Source organism: Saccharothrix sp. CB00851 (genome assembly GCF_001905065.1).
Classification (GTDB): domain Bacteria; phylum Actinomycetota; class Actinomycetes; order Mycobacteriales; family Pseudonocardiaceae; genus Actinosynnema.
In genome coordinates this window covers 378,772-397,838 of the sequence record NZ_LWLC01000001.1, presented here as the reverse complement: position 1 = coordinate 397,838, position 19,067 = coordinate 378,772, and the positions used below count along the sequence as shown (strand labels likewise).

Sequence of the window (19,067 nt, the reverse complement as noted above, 5' to 3'; positions counted from 1 at the left end):
GTGGCTACCACGAGAGCGGGCCGTGACCTGGTGCGTGCCGTGGCCATCGCGTGCGTGCTCGCGATCTTGGCCGCGGCGGCGATGTGGTGGGTGTTCGCCGGTGCCGACAGCCGCCGGGTGACCGCCGTGTTCGGCGCGGCCGTCGGCGTCTACCCGGGCTCGGACGTGCGGGTGCTCGGCGTGCGGGTCGGCACCATCGAGGAGGTCGAACCGCGCGGCACGACGGTGCGGGTCGTGATGTCGCTCGACCGCACGGTGAAGGTGCCCGCGAACGCGCAGGCGGTCGTGGTCGCGCCGAGCGTGGTCAGCGACCGGTACGTGCAGCTCGCGCCCGCCTACACCGGCGGCGACGTGCTGGGCGACAACGCGACCATCCCGCGTGAGCGCACCGCCACCCCGGTCGAGCTGGACGAGCTGTACGCGAGCCTGGACGAGTTGACCACCGCACTGGGCCCGAACGGGGCGAACAAGGACGGCGCGCTGTCGGAGCTGCTGGACTCGGCGGCCGACAACCTCCAGGGCAACGGGCAGGCGCTCGGCGACACGATCAAGCAGCTCGGTGACGCCACGCGCACGTTGTCCGGCTCGAAGGACGACCTGTTCGGCACCGTGGACAACCTGCAGAAGTTCACCGGCATGCTGGCCGCGAGCGACAGCCAGGTGCGCGACCTCAACCGGCAGCTGGCCGAGGTCGCCGAATTCCTGGCCGACGAGCGGGAGAACCTGGGCGGCGCGCTGAACGAGCTGGCCACCGCGCTCGGCCAGGTGCAGGGCTTCATCCAGGACAACCGGGCCGTGCTCAAGTCGAACGTGGACAAGCTCGCCGGCATCACGCAGATCCTGGTGGACCAGCGCGCGTCGCTGGCCGAGGCGCTGGACGTCGGGCCGCTGGCCCTGGGCAACCTGCAGAACGCCTACAACGCGGCCTCCGGCACGCTCGACGTCCGCGCCGACCTCAACGAGCTGAACCAGCCGCCGATCGTGCTGGTCTGCAAGCTCATCCAGGGCGTCGAGCCCGGCCGGGTGCCCGGTGTGCTGGCTGAGACGTGCCGGCAGCTGGAACCGCTGCTCAGCGGTGCCGTGCCGCTGAAGACGCCCGCCGAAGTGGTGAGCGACCTGTCCCAGGGCAAGCTGCCGCTGCCCCTGCCGCTCGCGGGGGTGCCCCAGTGAGGCGGATCGGGGTGCTCGTGGCGAGCGCGTTGGTGCTGACCGGCTGCGGCTCGGGCGGCTTCGACGGCGTCTACAACATGCCGCTGCCCGGCGGCGCGGACCTCGGCGACCGGCCCTACGAGGTGAAGGTCCAGTTCAAGGACGTGCTGGACCTGGTTCCGCAGGCGGGCGTGAAGGTCAACGACGTGCCGGTGGGCCGGGTGGACCGGATCGACCTGGGCGCGGACGGCTGGACCGCCGAGGTGACCGTGCTGGTCAACGGCGACGTGCGGCTGCCGGGCAACTCGGTGGCCCGGCTGCGCCAGTCCGCGCTGCTCGGCGAGAAGTACGTGGAGCTGGCCGGGCCCGCCGAGGGGCGTGCCGAGGGCGCGCTGGCCGACGGCTCGGTCATCCCGGTCGAGCGGACCAACCGCAACCCCGAGGTCGAAGAGGTCTTCGGCGCGCTGTCCATGCTGCTCAACGGCGGTGGCATCGCCCAGCTGCAGGACATCAGCCGGGAGCTGAACGCGGCCTTGGAGGGCAACGAGCCGCAGATCCGGTCGCTGCTGGACAACCTGAACCGGCTGGTCGGCGACCTGGACGCGCACAAGGACGAGATCACCCGCGCGCTGGACGGCATCAACCGGCTCGGCGGCACGCTCAACGCCCAGCGCGAGCAGATCACCGGCGTGCTGGACGGGCTGGAGCCGGGCCTGAAGGTGCTCAGCGAGCAGCGCACCCAGCTCGTCACGCTGCTGCAGTCGCTGGACACGCTGTCCGACGTCGCGGTGGACACGGTGAACAAGTCCAAGGACGACATCGTGGCCGACCTCAAGGCGCTGGCGCCGACGTTGCGCAAGCTGGCCGAGGCGGGCACGAACCTGCCCAACGGCTTCGAGCTGCTGCTGACCTACCCGTTCCCGGACTCGGCGGTGGACGGCATCAAGGGCGACTACACGAACCTGTACGCCGACCTCGACCTGGACCTGGGCACGGTCGTGGAGAACCTGGGCCGGTCGCGGCAGTCGCCGCTGCCGAGCCTGCCCGGGCTGCCCGGCATCGACGGCAACGCGCCGTCGCTGCCGCTGCCCCTGCCGAACCTGCCGCTGCCCGGCGTGTCGGGCGACTCCGGGCTGGGCGACCTGCTCGGCGGACTGCTCGGAGGTGGCCGGTGATCCCGGGTCGGACCAAGCTCCAGATCGGCGCGTTCGTGCTGATCGCCCTGGTCGGCGTGAGCTACGTCGGCGCCCGGTACGTCGGGCTCGGCCGGGTGTTCGGCGCGTCCGGGTACGTGGTGACGATGCAGCTCGCCGAGTCCGGCGGCGTGTTCACCAACGCCGAGGTCACCTACCGCGGTGTCGCGGTGGGCCGGGTCGGGCAGATGCGGCTGACCTCGGACGGGCTGGAGGTCGACCTCGACATCGACCCGAGCGCGCCTTCGATCCCGGCCGACCTGGAGGCCGTGGTCGCCAACCGGTCCGCGGTGGGCGAGCAGTTCGTCGACCTGCGGCCCCGCGGTGACGACGGGCCGTACCTGGCGGACGGTGCGGTCATCCCGCGTTCGGCCACGAAGACGCCGCCGCCGGTGGACAACCTGCTCACCAACCTCGACGCGTTCGCCAAGTCGGTGCCGACCGAGTCGTTGCGGACCGTGGTGGACGAGCTCGACCTGGCGTTCAACGGCACCGGGCCGGACCTGCAGGTGCTGCTGGACAACACCAAGGCGTTCACCCAGGCGGCGACGGACCACCTGCCGCAGACGAAGGCGCTGCTCGACAGCGGGCTGGTGGTGCTGAACACGCAGGCCGAGCAGGGTGGCGCGATCAGGTCGTTCTCGGCGGACCTGCGGTCGCTGGCCGAGCAGCTGAAGAACTCCGACACCGACCTGCGGCGGCTCATCGGCGTCTCGCCGCAGGCTGCCGAGCAGGTGTCGGCGCTGCTGGCGGAGACCGGGCCGAACCTGGGCGTGGTGCTCGCCAACCTGCTGACCACGGGGAACATCCTGGTCACGCGGCTGGACGGGCTGGAGCAGATCGCGGTGACGTACCCGATCGTCGTCGGCGGCGGGTTCACCGTGGCCAAGGGCGACGGCACGGGCGCGCACTTCGGGCTGGCCCTGAACGTGTTCGACCCGCCGCCGTGCACGGTCGGTTACGACGCCACGACGATCCGGCAGGGCACCGACACCTCGCCCGTGCCCCTCAACACGCAGGCCTACTGCGCGTTGGCGCGGGGGAGCGCCACCAGCGTGCGGGGTGCCCAGAACGCGCCTTACGGTGGGGTTCCGGTCGCCACGCCGACCGGTGACGCGACGTCGCAGCCGGGCCGGGAACCGGCCGCCGACCGGACCGCCGCCGAGCCGCCGGTGCTGACCAGCCTGGGGCAGTTGCTCGGTCTGCCGGGCTGAGGAGAGGGACGGATGGACGTTCGAGGTGCGGGCCGGTGGGGCTGGGCCCTGCCGGTCGCGGTCGCGCTCGCCGTGCTGGCCTTCGGCTACGCGCTGTGGGCCGGGGCGTCGTGGTGGAGCGCGTCGTCCAGCGACTCGGTGACGTTCTCGCGGGAGCGGGAAGAGGTGCTGCGGGTCGGGCAGGTCGGGATCGCGAACTTCACCACCCTCGACTACAAGAAGGTCGACGAGGACCTCGACCGGTGGCTGGAGTCGTCCACCGGTGAGCTGCGCGGCGAGATCGAGAGCGGCCGGGACAGCCGGAAGAAGCAGATCCAGGACGCCAAGACGGTGACCGTGAGCCGGGTGCTGGACGCCGCCGTCACCGAGCTGGACGCGCGGGCGGGCAAGGCGCACCTGATCGCCGTCGTGGAGACCACGGTGACGCCGGAGGGCGGGCAGTCGGTGAAGAAGGTCAACCGGTACCAGACGGACCTGACCCGCACCGATGCCGGTTGGAAGCTCAGCGCGCTGGGGCCGGTCGCGGCCGGCGGCGCGTGAACCGAGGAGATGACGTCAGTGCCACCGTCCCGCCGCCGCCCCGTCCCGACCACGCCGACCACCCGGCCGCGCGTCGCCGGCCTGCGCAAACGCCCGGAGCAGGGCGCCACCCCCGCCGGTGCCGGGACGACGCCGGTCGAGGACGTGACGGTGGCGGACGCGCAGGTCGAGGCCGGTGCTGAGACCGACCTGGGCGCCGACGACCGGCCGACCACCGGCGCGACGGCCGCCCGCACGGGCCACGACGCCCTGACCGGTGACCGCGACGTCATGCGCGCGACCGACGCCACCGGCCTGATCGAGCCTGGCGAGGACACCGCGGACGGGGACGAGACCTCCGAACCCGCACCGCGCCCCCGGCCGACCGGCCGCCGCAAGCGCACCGGCGAGGCCGTCGCGCCCAGCGTGCTGGACGAGTTTGGCCCGGAGCACGCCAAGCCCGGTGCCGACGACGACGTGACCGAGTGGGTCGCCAAGCACGACCCCGACCGGGCGCGCTCCACCCGGCCGGCCACCTCCGGACCGGTGCTGCCGATCGCGCTGGTCGTGCTGGCCGGCCTGCTGGTCGGGCTGGGCGTGTGGTTCCAGCACCGCGAGGACGGCATCCGCTACAACCAGGCCTTGGTGGACAGCGCCGGCACGACCGAGGTCGCGGGCCAGACCCGCGAGGCGGTCGAGAAGGCGTTCTCCTACAACTTCGCCGACGTCTCGGCCACCGAGAAGGCGGCCAACGAGCTGCTGGTGGGCAAGGCCCAGTGCCAGTACAACGCGATCTTCGACCCGGTGCGCAAGCTCGCGCCCGAGCAGAAGCTCGTGGTCACGGTGAAGGCCGTGTCCAGCGGGGTGACCTCGCTCGAAGGCGACCGGGCCACCGTGCTGCTGTTCCTCGACCAGGTCACCACCCGCACGACCGACAACCAGAGCGGCGGCGGCATCGCGATGATGCGGGTCGGCGCGCATAAGGTCGACGGCCGGTGGAAGGTCGACAACATGGAGATGTTCGGCCAGAGCGGCGACCAGGCGGCCGAAACCGCCAAGTGCTGACCCGCCGGCGGCCGGTCGGCCCCTCCGGGCGTCCACTCAGGACTGCGAACCTGGTTCTACGCCTCCGCACAACGTGATCTGCGCCACACTTTTCCATCGGTGACCGAACGAAGTCGACACCATCTCCCTTCGGGGTCTGAACACCCGCCAAAGGTTCACGTCGGCTCACGTCCATGTATTTTCGCAGGTCACAGCGGTAACTCCATGTTATCGCGGCTTGCGCCAGTGGAGTGATCGCCGCGTGGCATCTTGACTGTGAGCGTCAGCGGGGTCACTCTGTCGGTGAGCACGAGAAAGGTCCTTCCAGGTGCCTCTCGACAGTTGCCGCGTCCGTGGCTAGACTGCTCCTTTGCGCTGCCCTCTTTCCGTTTGCCCTTCGCCGAGAGCTGGATTGCCGGGCATCGCCGCACCCTTGACAGCCGTGCTAGTTCCGCTGACTAGCCAGCTACCTGTCCCTGGAAGGACGCATCTTGGCGATCTCTCGCGCGACCAAGGCCACTGCTGCGACCAACTCCACGTCGGGGATTCCCGGAGCGCCGAAGCGAGTCTCTTTCGCGAAGATCCACGAACCGCTTCAGACGCCCAACCTGCTCGACCTGCAGATTCAGTCGTTCGAATGGCTCACCGGCGACGAGGCGTGGTTCCAGCGCCGCGTCGACGAAGGTGACGAGGCGCCGACGGGCGGCCTCGAGGAGGTCTTGAACGAGATCTCCCCGATCGAGGACTTCTCCGGCTCGATGTCGCTCTCCTTCTCCGATCCGCGCTTCGACGAGGTCAAGGCCTCGACCGAGGAGTGCAAGGACAAGGACATGACGTACGCCGCCCCGTTGTTCGTCACGGCGGAGTTCACCAACCACACCACCGGCGAGATCAAGAGCCAGACGGTGTTCATGGGTGACTTCCCGATGATGACCGACAAGGGCACGTTCATCATCAACGGCACCGAGCGGGTCGTGGTTTCCCAGCTCGTCCGCTCGCCGGGTGTCTACTACGACACCGCGATCGACAAGACGACCGACAAGGACGTCTTCAGCGTCAAGATCATCCCGTCCCGGGGTGCCTGGCTGGAGTTCGACGTGGACAAGCGCGACACCGTGGGTGTCCGCATCGACCGCAAGCGCCGCCAGCCGGTGACCGTGCTGCTGAAGGCCCTGGGTTGGACCACCGAGCAGATCCGCGAGCGCTTCTCGTTCAGCGAGACGCTGCTGACGACGCTGGAGAAGGACCACACCGCGGGTACCGACGAGGCGTTGCTCGACATCTACCGCAAGCTGCGTCCGGGCGAGCCGCCGACGAAGGAGTCCGCGCAGGCGCTGCTGGAGAACCTGTTCTTCAAGGACAAGCGCTACGACCTCGCGAAGGTCGGCCGGTACAAGGTCAACAAGAAGCTGGGCCTGAGCACCCCGATCACCACGGGCGTGCTGACCGAGGACGACATCGTCACGACGATCGAGTACCTGGTCCGCCTGCACGCCGGTGAGACGACGATGCAGCCCGGCGACGTCGAGGTGCCCGTCGAGGTCGACGACATCGACCACTTCGGCAACCGCCGCCTGCGTACCGTCGGCGAGCTGATCCAGAACCAGATCCGGGTCGGCCTGTCCCGCATGGAGCGCGTCGTCCGCGAGCGCATGACGACCCAGGACGTCGAGGCCATCACGCCGCAGACCCTGATCAACATCCGCCCGGTGGTGGCGGCGATCAAGGAGTTCTTCGGCACGTCCCAGCTGTCGCAGTTCATGGACCAGACGAACCCGCTCGCGGGCCTGACCCACAAGCGCCGCCTGTCGGCGCTGGGCCCGGGTGGTCTGTCCCGTGAGCGCGCCGGCATGGAGGTCCGCGACGTCCACCCGTCGCACTACGGCCGCATGTGCCCGATCGAGACGCCGGAAGGCCCGAACATCGGCCTGATCGGCTCGCTGTCCTCCTACGGGCGGGTCAACCCGTTCGGCTTCATCGAGACGCCGTACCGCAAGGTCGTCGACGGCCGGGTCACCGACCAGATCGACTACCTGACGGCCGACGAAGAGGACCGCTACGTCAAGGCGCAGGCGAACGCCAAGATCGACGACGAGGGCAACTTCCTCGAGGAGAAGGTGCTGGTCCGCAAGAAGGGCGGCGAGGTCGAGATGATCGACCCGTCCGACGTGGACTACATGGACGTCTCGCCGCGGCAGATGGTGTCGGCCGCGACCGCGATGATCCCGTTCCTCGAGCACGACGACGCCAACCGCGCCCTGATGGGCGCGAACATGCAGCGCCAGGCCGTGCCGCTGCTCCGCTCCGAGTCGCCGCTGGTCGGCACCGGCATGGAGCTGCGCGCCGCGGTCGACGCCGGTGACGTCGTGGTGGCCAAGAAGACCGGTGTGGTCGAGGAGATCTCCGCCGACTACGTCACGGTCATGGCCGACGACGGCTCGCGGCAGACCTACGGCCTGCACAAGTTCCGCCGCTCGAACCAGGGCACCTGCATCAACCAGAAGCCCATCGTGAACGAGGGCGACCGGGTGCAGGAGGGCCAGGTCCTGGCCGACGGACCGTGCACCGAGAACGGCGAGATGGCGCTGGGCAAGAACCTGCTCGTCGCGATCATGCCGTGGGAGGGCCACAACTACGAGGACGCGATCATCCTGTCGCAGCGCCTCGTGCAGGACGACGTCCTGACCTCGATCCACATCGAGGAGCACGAGATCGACGCGCGGGACACCAAGCTGGGCGCCGAGGAGATCACCCGGGACATCCCGAACGTCTCCGAGGAGGTCCTCGCCGACCTCGACGAGCGCGGCATCATCCGGATCGGCGCCGAGGTCCAGCCCGGCGACATCCTGGTCGGCAAGGTCACGCCCAAGGGCGAGACCGAGCTGACCCCGGAGGAGCGCCTGCTCCGCGCGATCTTCGGCGAGAAGGCGCGCGAGGTGCGCGACACGTCGCTGAAGGTGCCGCACGGCGAGTACGGCAAGGTCATCGGCATCCGCGTGTTCAGCCGCGAGGACGACGACGAGCTGCCCCCCGGCGTGAACGAGCTGGTCCGCGTCTACGTGGCCCAGAAGCGCAAGATCCAGGACGGCGACAAGCTCGCCGGCCGCCACGGCAACAAGGGCGTCATCGGCAAGATCCTGCCGGTCGAGGACATGCCGTTCCTGGAGGACGGCACCCCGGTCGACATCGTGCTGAACACGCACGGCGTGCCGCGTCGTATGAACATCGGCCAGGTGCTGGAGACCCACCTCGGGTGGATCGCCAAGCAGGGCTGGAGCATCAACGGCGACCCGGACTGGGCGAAGAACCTGCCCGAGGAGCTCTACCACGTGGAGCCCGGCACGAAGACGGCCACGCCGGTCTTCGACGGTGCCCGCGAGGACGAGATCACCGGCCTGCTCGGCTCGACGATCCCGAACCGCGACGGCGAGCGGATGGTCAAGGAGAACGGCAAGGCGGTGCTCCTCGACGGGCGCAGCGGCGAGCCGTACCCCTTCCCGGTGTCGGTCGGCTACATGTACATCCTGAAGCTGCTGCACCTGGTGGACGACAAGATCCACGCCCGTTCCACCGGCCCGTACTCGATGATCACGCAGCAGCCGCTGGGTGGTAAGGCGCAGTTCGGTGGCCAGCGGTTCGGTGAGATGGAGTGCTGGGCGATGCAGGCGTACGGCGCCGCGTACACGCTCCAGGAACTGCTCACGATCAAGTCCGACGACGTGCTCGGCCGCGTGAAGGTCTACGAGGCCATCGTCAAGGGCGAGAACATCCCGGAACCGGGCATCCCGGAGTCCTTCAAGGTGCTGCTCAAGGAGCTGCAGTCGCTGTGCCTCAACGTCGAGGTGCTGTCTTCGGACGGCGCCGCGATCGAGATGCGCGACGGCGACGACGAAGACCTGGAGCGCGCGGCCGCGAACCTCGGCATCAACCTGTCGAGGTCCGAGTCGCCGTCCGTGGACGACGTCGTCAACTGACGCTCGCCGGTCACCGGGAGCGCCCGCCGCTCCCGGTGACCCAGCCACCAGCACCCCAAGCAGCACCGAACCAAAAAGGGGAAGAGAGTAGACGTGCTCGACGTCAACTTCTTCGATGAGCTTCGCATCGGTCTCGCGACCGCGGACGACATCCGCCAGTGGTCCTACGGCGAGGTCAAGAAGCCCGAGACCATCAACTACCGCACGCTCAAGCCGGAGAAGGACGGCTTGTTCTGCGAGAAGATCTTCGGTCCCACCCGGGACTGGGAGTGCTACTGCGGCAAGTACAAGCGCGTCCGCTTCAAGGGCATCATCTGCGAGCGCTGCGGCGTCGAGGTGACCCGCGCCAAGGTGCGCCGTGAGCGGATGGGCCACATCGAACTGGCCGCGCCCGTCACGCACATCTGGTACTTCAAGGGCGTCCCCAGCCGGTTGGGCTACCTGCTCGACCTGGCCCCCAAGGACCTCGAGAAGATCATCTACTTCGCGGCCTACGTCATCGTGGGCGTGAACACCGAGCTGCGCCACAACGACCTGCCCACGCTCGAGAACGAGATGCAGGTCGAGCGCAAGCGGGTCGAGAACCGGCGTGACGCCGACGTCGAGGCCCGTGCGCAGAAGCTGGAAGCCGACCTGGCCGAGCTGGAGGCGGAGGGCGCCAAGTCCGACGTCCGCCGCAAGGTCAAGGAGGGCGGCGAGCGCGAGATGCGCCAGCTCCGCGACCGCGCCCAGCGCGAGCTGGACCGGCTCGACGAGATCTGGTCCACCTTCACCAAGCTCGAGCGCGCCCAGCTGATCGCGGACGAGCTGCTCTACCGCGAGCTGTACGACCGCTACGGCGACTACTTCACCGGTGCCATGGGCGCGGAGGCCATCCAGAAGCTCCTGGGTGACTACGACGTCGACGCCGAGGCCGACGTGCTGCGCGAGACCATCCGCAGCGGCAAGGGCCAGAAGAAGCTGCGCGCCCTGAAGCGGTTGAAGGTCGTGGCCGCCTTCCAGGCGACCCGCAACAACCCGCAAGGCATGGTGCTGGACTGCGTCCCGGTCATCCCGCCGGACCTGCGCCCGATGGTGCAGCTCGACGGTGGCCGCTTCGCCACGTCCGACCTGAACGACCTGTACCGCCGCGTCATCAACCGCAACAACCGCCTCAAGCGACTGATCGACCTCGGCGCGCCCGAGATCATCGTCAACAACGAGAAGCGGATGCTGCAGGAGGCCGTCGACGCGCTGTTCGACAACGGCCGCCGCGGCCGGCCGGTGACGGGTCCGGGCAACCGGCCGCTGAAGTCGCTGTCCGACCTGCTCAAGGGCAAGCAGGGCCGGTTCCGCCAGAACCTGCTCGGCAAGCGCGTCGACTACTCGGGCCGTTCGGTCATCGTGGTCGGCCCGCAGCTGAAGCTGCACCAGTGCGGCCTGCCCAAGCAGATGGCGCTGGAGCTGTTCAAGCCGTTCGTGATGAAGCGGCTGGTCGACCTCAACCACGCGCAGAACATCAAGTCCGCCAAGCGGATGGTGGAGCGCGCGCGTCCCGCCGTGTGGGACGTGCTGGAAGAGGTCATCACCGAGCACCCCGTGCTGCTCAACCGCGCGCCCACGCTGCACCGGCTGGGCATCCAGGCCTTCGAGCCGCAGCTGGTCGAGGGCAAGGCCATCCAGCTGCACCCGCTGGTCTGCGAGGCGTTCAACGCCGACTTCGACGGTGACCAGATGGCGGTCCACCTGCCGCTGTCCGCCGAGGCGCAGGCCGAGGCGCGCGTGCTGATGCTGTCGTCGAACAACATCCTCTCGCCCGCGTCGGGCAAGCCGCTGGCCATGCCGCGTCTGGACATGGTCACCGGCCTGTACCACCTGACCCGGCACAAGGAGAACGACCTCGGCGAGGGCCAGGCCTACTCCTCCCCGGCCGAGGCGCTGATGGCGTTCGACCGCAAGGTCCTGGGCCTGCAGTCCATGGTCAAGATCCGGATCACGGACAAGAACCCGCCGAAGGGCCAGGAGCCGGAGGGCTGGGAGCCCGGTCAGCCGTGGCTGGCCGAGACCACCCTCGGTCGCGTGCTGTTCAACGAGGTCCTGCCGCAGGACTACCCGTTCATCAACGAGGTCATGCCCAAGAAGCGGCAGGCCACGATCATCAACGACCTCGCCGAGCGGTACCCGATGGTCACCGTCGCCCGGACGCTGGACAAGCTGAAGGACGCCGGTTTCTACTGGGCCACCCGGTCGGGTGTCACGGTCGCGATCTCCGACGTGCTCGTGCCGGAGGCCAAGCAGGGCATCCTGGACGAGTACGAGAAGCTCGCCGACGCGGTGGAGAAGCGCTACCAGCGCGGTCAGCTCTCCTACACCGAGCGCAACAACGAGCTGGTCAAGGTGTGGACCAAGGCCACCGAAGAGGTCGCCGAGGTCATGGAGGCCAACTTCCCCGAGGACAACTCGATCCGCATGATCGTGAAGTCCGGGGCGGCGGGCAACATGACCCAGGTCCGGTCGCTGGCAGGCATGCGTGGTCTGGTGACCAACCCGAAGGGCGAGTACATCCCGCGTCCGATCAAGAACTCGTTCCGCGAGGGCTTGTCGGTGCTGGAGTACTTCATCGCCACGCACGGTGCCCGCAAGGGTCTGGCCGACACCGCGCTGCGCACCGCCGACTCGGGTTACCTGACCCGTCGTCTGGTGGACGTGTCGCAGGACGTCATCATCCGCGAGGTCGACTGCGGCACCACGCGCGGCGTGAACATGACGGTCGGCGAGCGGCAGGGCGACAAGGTCGCGCTGCACGAGTTCGCGCAGACCAGCGTGTACGCGCGGACCATCGCCGAGGACATCACCGACGCCGATGGCAACATCGTGCTCAACCGCGGTGACGACCTGGGTGACCCGGCGCTGGCCACGCTCGTCGAGGCGGGCGTGACCAGGGTCAAGGTCCGGTCCGTGCTGACCTGCGAGTCCGCGGTCGGTGTGTGCGCGTCGTGCTACGGCCGTTCGATGGCGACCGGCAAGCTGGTCGACGTCGGCGAGGCCGTCGGCATCGTCGCCGCGCAGTCGATCGGTGAGCCCGGCACGCAGCTGACCATGCGCACGTTCCACCAGGGTGGTGTGGCCGGCGACGACATCACCACCGGTCTGCCCCGTGTCCAGGAGCTGTTCGAGGCCCGCGTGCCGAAGGGCAAGGCGCCCATCGCGGACGTCGACGGCCGGGTGCGCATCGAGGACGGCGACCGGTTCTGGAAGATCACCCTCATCCCGGACGACGGGTCCGAGGAGATCGTCTTCGAGAAGCTGTCCAAGCGTCAGCGGCTGGCCAACACGGCCACCGGCCCGCTGCAGGACGGCGACCACGTGCACGTGGGCCAGCAGCTGCTGGAGGGCACGCCCGACCCGCACGAGGTGCTGCGCGTGATGGGTCCCCGCGAGGCCCAGCTGCACCTGGTGCAGGAGGTCCAGAAGGTCTACCGGGCCCAGGGTGTGGCGATCCACGACAAGCACATCGAGGTCATCGTCCGGCAGATGCTGCGCCGGGTGACGATCATCGACTCGGGTGCGACCGAGTTCCTGCCGGGCTCGCTGGTCGAGCGCGCGGAGTTCGAGTCGGGCAACCGGGCCGTGGTGGCCGAGGGTGGCGAGCCCGCCGCCGGCCGTCCGGTGCTGATGGGTATCACGAAGGCGTCGCTGGCCACGGACTCGTGGCTGTCGGCGGCCTCCTTCCAGGAGACCACGCGTGTCCTGACCGACGCCGCGATCAACGGCCGGTCGGACAAGCTGATCGGCCTGAAGGAGAACGTGATCATCGGCAAGCTGATCCCGGCCGGCACCGGCATCAACCGGTACCGGAACATCCAGGTGCAGCCGACCGAGGAAGCGCGTGCGGCGGCGTACGCCATCCCGAGCTACGACGACGGCTACTACACGCCGGACGTCTTCGGCACGGGCACGGGCGCCGCGGTCCCGCTGGACGACTACGACTTCGGCCGCGACTACCGCTGAAGCACCTAGTCCGCTGAAAGGCCCCCGGAGCCTCCCGCTCCGGGGGCCTTTTCGCGCGTGTCGAACGCTCAGGTCCCGCGTGTCGAACGCTCAGGTACCCCGAATTCAACGCTCAGGACGCGCGGGCGTGGGCGCGTAAAGGCACGCCGGCGGCCTGAGCGTTGAACTCAGGGGTCCTGAACGTTCGACACACGGGACCTGGGTGTTCGACTCGCGCGGGGTTCAGGTGGGGCGGCGGCGGGATTTGGCCAGGGAGCGGGCGCGGGCGACCAGGTCGTCCACCAGGTCCGAGTCGGCGAGCGGCGGGGTGGCGTCGGAGCAGCACGGTGGCTTGGTGCGCTTCTCGGTCAGCTTCGGGCGGACGCCGGCCAGTTCGTAGAGCGTCTCGTAGAGGTCGCGGCCGGGGTCGTCGTCGTGCGGGCCGACGAGCAGCACCCACGCGGTGCGCGGGGAAGGGAAGGCGACCACCACGCGGTCGGTGCCGCGGAGGTGTTTCACGCAGAGCCGGGGCAGGGGCTCGGGGCCGGTCACGCGGTAGCCGAGGGCGAGGCAGCCGCTGTGGGCCAGTTCGTCCAGGAACCTGTCGTAGGCGACTCGGGCCGCACCGCGCAGGCCGGCGGCCTGGAGGGCCGCGACGGGCGTTTCGACGACGGTGATCAGCGAACTACGCGTCCTTCGCCGCGGTGCATCTGCTCCAGGCTGGTGGCGAGGTCGTCGCGGTCGAGCAGCGCCGCGTCGCTCAACCGCCGGTGCACCTCGTCCAGCAACGCGCGGCTCTTGCCCGCCCGCCTCAGGTCCGACACGACGTGCAGCACCTCGTGCAGCCGCACGGCGTCCAACAACATGCGGGGCTCCTGGCTGTGGATGGCCAGCACACCCTCGCGCGCCCACGCCTTGACGGTCTTCTCGGTCAGGTCCAGCAGCTCACCGGCCACCACTGGCCGCACCGGAGGGGCCTTGCGCAGGGCCTTCGCCACCACGCCGTGCAGCTTGCGCCGCCGCTCGTCGTCCTCCGACAAGCTCGAGGCGACCTCTTCGATCTCCTCGATCTGGTCGAACAGGTCGCGGATCTGCGCGGCCTCGGTGGCGACGGACATGACAGGCCTCCTCGGGTCACTACCGAGTATCGCGTGGTTTTTCGGTAGTGGCAACGGTGGCCCCGCACCGAAGGGCGCGGGGCCACCGGCCCGAAGGTCAGGACGAGAAGAACAACCCACCCAGGCCGCGGTGCTTCCGGTGGCCGTAGTGGCCGCCGTAACCCGGCGCGGCACCCCAGCCCGGCTGCACCGGCTGCTGGACGTAGTGCACCTGGGCCGGCTGCGGCGCGACGGGCGGCGGGGGCGGCGGCGTGGCCATCTGCTGCTCGAGCCGGGTGATGGCCTCGAGCTCGCCGTAGTCGAGGAAGACCCCGCGGCAGCCATCGCACTGCTCGATGTGCACGCCCATGCGGTCGAAGGTGCGCATGTTCGCATGACACTTGGGACACTGCATCGTGTGAGCCTCCTGCTCTTGACGCGATGGATTCGATATTAGCCGCGCCGAATGGGTTCGTGTGTCGACACGATCCGGGCACACGCGTCGATCAGCGCTTCCTGAGCGTCGTTCAACTCCGTTCCGTCGCGCTGCGCAGCGGAAAGCGCACGCGCCGCCATCTGCACGACCAAAGCGCGCGCGGGCGCGTCCAACACCGACCACGGGTCCTCCCGCGGCACGCCCGCGCCACCCGCGTCCAGGTACGCCCCGAGCAGCCGGCCCCACGCCTCGGGGTCGAGCACGCCCGCCGCGTGCAGCGCGGCCGGCCGCGCCAGGTCCCACGCCGGGTCGCCGACACCCAGGTCGTCCACGTCGATCAGCCGGAACCCGTCCCGCCACACCAGCTGGCCGAGGTGCCAGTCGCCGTGGATGAGCGTCGAGCCCCCCTCCTCGAACTCCGGCAACGTCGCGAACGCCCGTCGCACCAGGTCCGCCGCGGGCGTGTCGAGCGCGAGGTCGCGGACCGCCCGCCGCATCCGGGGCACGGCGCCGGCCAGGGGCACCGGCGGCGCGAAGTCCGCCGCGGTGAACCGGTGCAACGCGGCCAGCATCCGCCCGGCGGCCTCCATCGGCAGGTCCTCGGGCTCGCTCTGCGGCACCGGCGTGCCCATCGGCCACGTCGTCACGGCCCGCCCGAGCACCACCGCCGGCGCCGACCGGGGCGCGAGCAGCAGCTCGCCCAACCGCGGGTCGGCCGCCAACCGGAGCCGAGCGGTGAGGACCGCGAGGTCCGAGCCGCGTTCGTGAGCCTTGAGCACCACGTCCGCGACCCGGACCACCACGACGTCGCCGCGCACCGCGAGCACCTCGGGCGAGGCGTCGGCGGCCACCAGCGCCGCCATGCCCGCGATCAGGTCGGAGTTCACCGGACCAGTGTGACCCGACTCGCGCCCGGCCCCGCGCACCACTCGTTCGAGTGAAATAGCGGTCGCGTCCGCCTGCGCGCCGCGTCCATCCGTGTTCTGATGGCCGTGAGCCGCTGGGCGAGCGGCTGCGACGACCGTCACACGTCACGCCCGCAGTGGACGGGCGCACAGCGCGTCGTCCGCTCGATCAGGCGTGGTGGCGGATCCGTTTTGACCCGTGGGAACCAGGCGGGGTATCTTTGGTACTCGTGCCCGACCCATGTCGGGCCGCTCCGCGTGCCTACGCGCCAGTGGTGCTGGAAAGCCGGCCGCGGTGACCTCCACGCGTAGGGGCATCCTGGGATGTCGCCTGCGGACCTGGGGTGCTGTGTACGCACTTTCGGTACTGCCGAGAGCGGCGACACGCCCGACCTCGGGTGCAGAGAGGGACCAAGTAAACAGGGCTCGTCGCCCACGCGGCGGGCACGTAAAGGGAAGAAGCAGCCGGCGTATGCCAACGATCCAGCAGCTGGTCCGCAAGGGCCGGCAGGACAAGGTCGCCAAGCAGAAGACCGCGGCGCTCAAGGGCAGCCCGCAGCGGCGCGGTGTGTGCACCCGCGTCTACACGACCACGCCCAAGAAGCCGAACTCGGCGCTGCGCAAGGTCGCCCGCGTGAAGCTGACGAGCGGTATCGAGGTCACGGCTTACATCCCCGGTGAGGGCCACAACCTGCAGGAGCACTCGATGGTGCTCGTGCGCGGCGGTCGTGTGAAGGACCTCCCCGGTGTCCGCTACAAGATCATCCGCGGTTCCCTCGACACGCAGGGCGTGAAGAACCGCAAGCAGGCTCGCAGCCGGTACGGCGCGAAGAAGGAGAAGAGCTGATGCCCCGCAAGGGACCGGCCCCGAAGCGGCCGCTGATCTCCGACCCGGTCTACAGCTCTCCGCTGGTGACCCAGCTCATCAACAAGGTGCTGGTCGACGGCAAGCGCTCCGTGGCCGAGCGGATCGTGTACGGCGCCCTCGAAGGTGCCCGCGAGAAGACCGGCACGGACCCGGTCGTCACGCTCAAGCGCGCGCTGGACAACGTCAAGCCCGCCCTCGAGGTGAAGTCCCGCCGCGTCGGTGGCGCCACCTACCAGGTGCCGGTCGAGGTGAAGCCGGGCCGCTCGACCACGCTCGCGCTGCGCTGGCTGATCACCTTCTCGCGGCAGCGCCGGGAGAAGACCATGATCGAGCGCCTGATGAACGAGCTGCTCGACGCGAGCAACGGCCTCGGCGCGAGCGTCAAGCGCCGCGAGGACACGCACAAGATGGCCGAGTCCAACAAGGCCTTCGCCCACTACCGCTGGTGACGTGCCGCCAGGCGGGCCGTCGACAGTGGATCCCACTCGGCAGCCCGCCTGGCGCCTCCCAGCCCTAGTGAGCCTGCTACCAGCTAGCTCAAGACAGGGGAAACACCCGTGGCACAGGACGTGCTCACCGACCTGGCCAAGGTCCGCAACATCGGGATCATGGCCCACATCGACGCGGGCAAGACCACGACGACCGAGCGGATCCTGTTCTACACCGGGATCAGCTACAAGATCGGCGAGGTTCACGACGGCGCCGCGGTCATGGACTGGATGGAGCAGGAGCAGGAGCGCGGCATCACGATCACGTCGGCCGCGACGACCTGCTTCTGGAAGAACCACCAGATCAACCTGATCGACACGCCGGGCCACGTCGACTTCACCGTCGAGGTGGAGCGCAACCTCCGCGTCCTCGACGGCGCCGTTGCCGTGTTCGACGGCAAGGAAGGCGTCGAGCCCCAGTCCGAGCAGGTCTGGCGCCAGGCGACGAAGTACGACGTCCCGCGCATCTGCTTCGTCAACAAGATGGACAAGCTCGGCGCGGACTTCTACTTCACCATCCGCACCATCTCCGAGCGCCTCGGCGCGAAGCCGCTCCCGATCCAGATCCCGATCGGTGCCGAGAGCGACTTCATCGGCGTGGTGGACCTGGTCGAGATGCGCGCGCTGACCTGGCGCGGCGAGGTCCAGAAGGGCGAGGACTACACGGTCGAGGAGATCCCGGCCGACCTCGTGGAGAAGGCGCAGGAGTTCCGCGAGCAGCTCATCGAGGCCGTCGCCGAGACCGACGACGCCCTGATGGAGTCCTACCTCGGTGGCGAGGAGCTGACGGTCGAGCAGATCAAGGCGGGCATCCGCAAGATCGTCGCCGACGGCTCCGCGTACCCGGTGCTGTGCGGCTCCGCGTTCAAGAACAAGGGCGTGCAGCCCATGCTCGACGCGGTGATCGACTTCCTGCCGTCGCCGCTGGACCTGCCGCCGGTCGAGGGCACGCTGCAGGACGGCGAGACGCCGGCCTTCCGCAAGCCCGAGAGCGCCGAGCCGTTCTCGGCCCTGGCGTTCAAGATCGCCGTGCACCCGTTCTTCGGCAAGCTGACCTACATCCGGGTCTACTCCGGCAAGGTCTCCTCCGGCACCCAGGTCATCAACTCGACCAAGGACCGCAAGGAGCGCATCGGGAAGATCTTCCAGATGCACGCCAACAAGGAGAACCCGGTCGACGAGGCCATCGCCGGTCACATCTACGCCGTGATCGGTCTGAAGGACACCACCACCGGTGAGACGCTCTGCGACCCGCAGGCGCCCATCGTGCTGGAGTCGATGACCTTCCCCGAGCCGGTCATCCAGGTGGCGATCGAGCCCAAGACGAAGGCCGACCAGGAGAAGCTGGGCACCGCGATCCAGAAGCTGGCCGAGGAGGACCCGACGTTCCGGGTCAACCTCGACCAGGAGACCGGCCAGACGATCATCGCCGGCATGGGCGAGCTCCACCTGGACATCCTGGTGGACCGCATGCGCCGCGAGTTCAAGGTCGAGGCCAACATCGGCAAGCCGCAGGTGGCGTACCGGGAGACGATCCGCCGCAAGGTGGAGAAGTACTCCTACACCCACAAGAAGCAGACCGGTGGTTCCGGCCAGTTCGCGAAGGTCCTCATCGACCTGGAGCCGCTGGAGAAGACCGAGGACGGCGCTCTCTACGAGTTCGTCAACGCGGTCACCGGTGGTCGCATCCCGCGGGAGTACATCCCGTCGGTGGACGCGGGCGCCCAGGACGCGATGCAGTACGGCGTGCTGGCGGGCTACCCGCTGGTGGGCGTCAAGGTGACGCTGGTCGACGGCGCCTACCACGAGGTCGACTCGTCGGAGATGGCGTTCAAGATCGCGGGCTCCATGGCGCTCAAGGAAGCCGCCCGGCAGGCGAGCCCGGCGATCCTCGAGCCGTTGATGGCCGTCGAGGTCACCACGCCCGAGGAGTACATGGGCGACGTGATCGGCGACTTGAACTCCCGCCGTGGTCAGATCCAGGCCATGGAAGAGCGCAGTGGCACCCGCGTCGTCAAGGCGCTGGTCCCGCTGTCGGAGATGTTCGGGTATGTCGGCGACCTGCGGTCCAAGACCCAGGGTCGCGCGAACTACTCGATGACCTTTGACTCCTACGCCGAGGTTCCCGCGAACGTCGCGAAGGAGATCATCGCGAAGGCGACGGGCGAGTAACCCCAACCGGAGCACCGCAGCACCACGCGGGCTCTCCGG

General features: G+C 69.2%; 14 protein-coding genes. 10 read left to right on the top strand and 4 right to left on the bottom strand.

What is annotated here, in order from left to right:
* The 7 genes from A6A25_RS01845 (at position 1) to A6A25_RS01815 (ending at position 13,083) form a co-directional block, all read left to right on the top strand.
* On the top strand, positions 1-1,170 hold the full coding sequence (locus tag A6A25_RS01845; protein WP_073885933.1) for an MCE family protein: 1,170 nt from the start codon (positions 1-3) through the stop codon (positions 1,168-1,170).
* Positions 1,167-2,324 carry an MCE family protein gene (locus A6A25_RS01840; RefSeq protein WP_073885932.1) on the top strand — a complete coding sequence of 386 codons (1,158 nt, stop codon included), beginning with the start codon at positions 1,167-1,169 and terminating at the stop codon, positions 2,322-2,324. The genes A6A25_RS01845 and A6A25_RS01840 overlap by 4 nt, the downstream gene beginning before the upstream one ends.
* A complete protein-coding gene (locus A6A25_RS01835; RefSeq protein ID WP_073885931.1) occupies positions 2,321-3,556 on the top strand; it encodes an MCE family protein in 1,236 nt (411 codons plus the stop codon). The genes A6A25_RS01840 and A6A25_RS01835 overlap by 4 nt, the downstream gene beginning before the upstream one ends.
* A gap of 12 nt (positions 3,557-3,568) precedes the next feature.
* Positions 3,569-4,096 carry a nuclear transport factor 2 family protein gene (locus tag A6A25_RS01830; RefSeq protein WP_073885930.1) on the top strand — a complete coding sequence of 176 codons (528 nt, stop codon included), beginning with the start codon at positions 3,569-3,571 and terminating at the stop codon, positions 4,094-4,096.
* A gap of 9 nt (positions 4,097-4,105) precedes the next feature.
* Positions 4,106-5,140, top strand: a complete 1,035-nt coding sequence (locus A6A25_RS01825) for a hypothetical protein (RefSeq protein WP_143192913.1) — start codon at positions 4,106-4,108, stop codon at positions 5,138-5,140.
* A gap of 470 nt (positions 5,141-5,610) precedes the next feature.
* A complete protein-coding gene (gene rpoB, locus A6A25_RS01820) occupies positions 5,611-9,093 on the top strand; it encodes a DNA-directed RNA polymerase subunit beta (protein ID WP_073885928.1) in 3,483 nt (1,160 codons plus the stop codon).
* Between the two features lie 93 nt (positions 9,094-9,186).
* Positions 9,187-13,083 carry a DNA-directed RNA polymerase subunit beta' gene (locus A6A25_RS01815; RefSeq protein ID WP_073885927.1) on the top strand — a complete coding sequence of 1,299 codons (3,897 nt, stop codon included), beginning with the start codon at positions 9,187-9,189 and terminating at the stop codon, positions 13,081-13,083.
* Between the two features lie 222 nt (positions 13,084-13,305).
* Here the strand turns inward: A6A25_RS01815 and A6A25_RS01810 are convergent, their stop codons facing one another.
* From A6A25_RS01810 to A6A25_RS01795, 4 genes are all read right to left on the bottom strand, one after another.
* Positions 13,306-13,581, bottom strand: a complete 276-nt coding sequence (locus A6A25_RS01810) for a hypothetical protein (RefSeq protein ID WP_073885926.1) — start codon at positions 13,579-13,581, stop codon at positions 13,306-13,308.
* Between the two features lie 158 nt (positions 13,582-13,739).
* On the bottom strand, positions 13,740-14,180 hold the full coding sequence (locus A6A25_RS01805) for a hypothetical protein (RefSeq protein WP_073885925.1): 441 nt from the start codon (positions 14,178-14,180) through the stop codon (positions 13,740-13,742).
* Between the two features lie 97 nt (positions 14,181-14,277).
* On the bottom strand, positions 14,278-14,547 hold the full coding sequence (locus tag A6A25_RS01800; RefSeq protein WP_241828457.1) for a TFIIB-type zinc ribbon-containing protein: 270 nt from the start codon (positions 14,545-14,547) through the stop codon (positions 14,278-14,280).
* Positions 14,548-14,612: 65 nt separating this feature from the next.
* Positions 14,613-15,482 carry a phosphotransferase gene (locus A6A25_RS01795; RefSeq protein WP_083667811.1) on the bottom strand — a complete coding sequence of 290 codons (870 nt, stop codon included), beginning with the start codon at positions 15,480-15,482 and terminating at the stop codon, positions 14,613-14,615.
* Positions 15,483-15,972: 490 nt separating this feature from the next.
* Between A6A25_RS01795 and rpsL the strand changes: the two genes are divergently transcribed.
* From rpsL to fusA, 3 genes are all read left to right on the top strand, one after another.
* Positions 15,973-16,347: a 30S ribosomal protein S12 gene (rpsL, locus tag A6A25_RS01790; RefSeq protein WP_030473471.1), complete on the top strand. Its 375-nt coding sequence runs from the start codon at positions 15,973-15,975 to the stop codon at positions 16,345-16,347.
* Positions 16,347-16,817 (top strand): 30S ribosomal protein S7, encoded by a 471-nt coding sequence (rpsG, locus tag A6A25_RS01785; protein WP_073885923.1) that lies wholly within the window; start codon positions 16,347-16,349, stop codon positions 16,815-16,817. Before rpsL ends, rpsG begins: the two co-directional genes overlap by 1 nt.
* Positions 16,818-16,925: 108 nt before the next feature.
* A complete protein-coding gene (gene fusA / locus A6A25_RS01780) occupies positions 16,926-19,028 on the top strand; it encodes an elongation factor G (RefSeq protein WP_073885922.1) in 2,103 nt (700 codons plus the stop codon).
* Positions 19,029-19,067: the final 39 nt, after the last annotated feature.